The following is a 2,791-nucleotide window of genomic DNA, read 5'->3' as shown; positions in this document are numbered from 1 at the left end:
GCCCCGGGGCCCCCCCCCCGGGGGTGCCGCGGGGCGGGGGGGGGGGGGGCGGGGGGGCGCCGCCCCATCTGTAAGATCCGCCGACAACCCGAGGCCGTCTGCGGGGCGGCGGGTCAGGCCCGCCGCGTGCGGCGGCGGACCGCCCCGAGGCCGGCCAGCCCGAGGCCGAACAGCGCGAGCGACATCGGCTCGGGGACCTGCACCTGCGTGATGGACAGGGTCAGGTCCTGGAAGTCGTGGTCGCCGTTCGGGTAGGGATCGCCGTCGCTGAGGCCGAGATAGGCCACGCGCCCGATGCCGGCATTGGGCGCCGTGCCCTCGCCGATCTGCACGAGATAGGCGCCGTTGGAGATGCTGGTGCTGCCATTGGTCAGAAGATGGTTGCCGACGCCCTGGTGATAGAAGAATTCGAAGGCGATCGCCGTATTGGCGGCGAAGAACTGGGTGAAGGTGTCGCCGACCTGGCTGGGCGTGCTGCCGAAGCCGCCGCAGCCCGGCGTGTTCGCCTGGGTGCAGAAGCTGTCGCCGCCGACGCGGAACTCGTTGACAAAGGTGGAACTGCCATGGCCGGTCGCGGGCGGCGAGGGCAGGCCGCCGGGCGGCGGCGGGCCATAGGTGAAGCGGTACCAGCCGGCGTGGACGGCGATCAGCCGGCCATTCACGAAGCCGCCGCGATTGGTCGGGATGCTCTGCCCGGGCTCGACATCCCAGTCATCGGTGGTCGGGATGCCCGGCCCGAGATTGGTGTTCTCCTCGATCCGCAGCCCGGCACTGGCGGGCGCTGCGGCGAGCACTGCGGCTGTCAGGCCGAATACGCCGAGAGCGAGCTTCCACTTCGGTCGTGTCTTCATGTTTCCCCTCCTTGACCTTCTGGGAATCGAGTACTTTGCGGACTCGCAACGTGATGGGTATTGCATGATCCATGCCAATGCATAAACATATGAAATCGCTACATCACCGATCTCTCATTTTCGTGAGTGTCAACTTTGCCGACAACCGCCACGCGAGTCCGACGCCGGCCGACCCGCGCATGGGGCCTGAACAATTTTCTTTCTATTATCGTAATATTGACACGTTTCGATTTGCTGTCGTTTTATCGGTCCCGTGCGTGACGCAGCATGGAGCGACGGGCTCCCTGGCGCCCGCGTCGCGCGGCGCGGGCTGCGCGCGCGGCGCGTCCTGCTTGCCCTCCTGGCCATCCTGGGGGCGGCCCTGCTGCTGCGCCTCGCCCTGCTCGGCCATGCGTCGCTGTCGCTGGACGAGGGCTTCACCCGCTACTGGATCGAGCAGGACCAGGCTTTCCTCTGGGGCGAGGGCCGGCGGGTCGAGACCAACCCGCCGCTCTACTTCTCGCTGCTGCGTGCCTGGAGCGCCATCGCGGGCACCGGCGATGCCGCGCTGCGCCTGCCCTCGGCCCTGGCCTCGGTGGCGCTCGTCGGCATGGCGGGGTGGCTCGGCCGCGCCGTGGCGGGGCCCGGCGCGGGGCTGCTGGCGGCGGCGCTGCTGGCGGTCTGGCCGCTGTCCGTCTGGCACGGCGTGGATGCGCGGCCGGTCGCGCTGGTGCCGCTGTTCGAGGCCGCGGCGCTGACCGGCGCCTTCCTGTGGCTGCGGCGGGCGACGGCGGGGCCGGACCGGGCCGGACCGCGGGACCGGGCGCTGGCCTTGCCCTTCGCGCTGGTCGTGCTGGGCAGCGTGGCGGCGATCCACACCCATGCGACGGCGCTGTTCTTCACCGCCGCGCTCGGCGCCGGCCTCGCGGGCGCGCTGATGCTCCGCCCCGGCGCGCGGCGCGCGCAGGGCGTGCCGCGGGTGGCGGCCGGGGCGCTGATCGCGCTGCTCTCCGCGCCGCAGATGCTGGTGTTCCTGGAGCAGCGCGCCGCGACGAACATCGCCTGGATCCCGCCGCTCTCGCCCTGGATGGTGCAGAGCTTCGCGGTGCCGCTCGGCCCCGGGATGGTGATGTTCGAGCTGCCGCCCTGGGCGCGCCTGGCCCTGCTGGGGCTGCTGCTCGCCGCCGCCGGCCTCGGCGCCGCGCGGCTGCGCGACCGCGCCGCGATCACGGTGCTGCTCGTCGTGCCGGGGCTGTTCCTCGCCGCGCTGCTGGTCGCGAGCCTCGGCCGCCCGATCCTGCTGCCGCGCGTCGCGGTGATCCTGCTGCTGCCGCTGTCCATCCTCGTCGCGATGGGGGTGCTGGCGCGGCCTGGCCTGGCCTGGCGCGCCGGCGCGGGCACGCTGGCCTTCGGCGTGCTGGGCTTCGGCGTCTGGATACAATTGCAGCGGCCGGCCGCCGCCTCCTTCGCGCATGTCCTCCGGCCCGACTACCGCGGCGTCGTCCGGTTCCTGCAGGACGAGGCGCGCTGCCCCGGGCCGGTCTTCACCGGCCATGCCTGGACCCTGCTCGGCTGGCCGCATTACGACCCGCAAGGCGGCAGGCGGCTGGCGGTGGTGCTGTTCCCGGAGGAGGAGGATGGCCGGGTCAATCCGTTCTTCGCGCGCTACGCGCCGCGAACGGGCATCGAATACGTCTCGCCGGAGGCCTTCGGCGCGCTGCTGGAGACGCTGCCGGCCGGCGTGATCCTGGTGCAGCGCAAGCCGCGCTCCTCGGCGCGGATGCGCAGGGAGATCGCCGGCCGCGAGGCGCGCTTCGCGGTGGAGCGCCACGCCTTCGGCCAGGGCAACAGCGAGATCGTGGTGCACTGCCTGCGCGCGCGCGGCGCGCCGCGGCGCGCGCCGGGCGGCGGGGTTGCGCCCCCGCGGGGGGCGGGCCGGCGCGGCCCCCGCCGCCCCGGCC

2 protein-coding genes are annotated in these 2,791 nt (G+C 73.1%); one reads left to right on the top strand and one right to left on the bottom strand.

Features of this window, described 5'->3' with window-relative positions; all coding sequences use genetic code 11:
• Positions 1-113: 113 nt before the first annotated feature.
• On the bottom strand, positions 114-851 hold the full coding sequence (locus tag AC1MIR_RS26160; RefSeq protein ID WP_480031109.1) for a PEP-CTERM sorting domain-containing protein: 738 nt from the start codon (positions 849-851) through the stop codon (positions 114-116).
• A 253-nt stretch (positions 852-1,104) separates the two neighbouring features.
• Here AC1MIR_RS26160 and AC1MIR_RS26155 point away from each other — a divergent pair.
• Positions 1,105-2,791 (top strand): hypothetical protein (locus tag AC1MIR_RS26155; protein ID WP_480031108.1); only part of this gene is annotated, 1,687 nt, incomplete at its 3' end.

The sequence above is a fragment of the Falsiroseomonas sp. RANM36 genome, assembly GCF_056682175.1.
The sequence above is the reverse complement of the archived record's forward strand: the minus strand, read 5'-3'. Positions and strand labels throughout refer to the sequence as shown.

Bases quoted from the DNA above. Each gene is read 5' to 3' on its own strand.
- AC1MIR_RS26160 (WP_480031109.1), bottom strand. From the start codon at position 851: ATGAAGACACGACCGAAGTGGAAGCTCGCTCTCGGCGTATTCGGCCTG.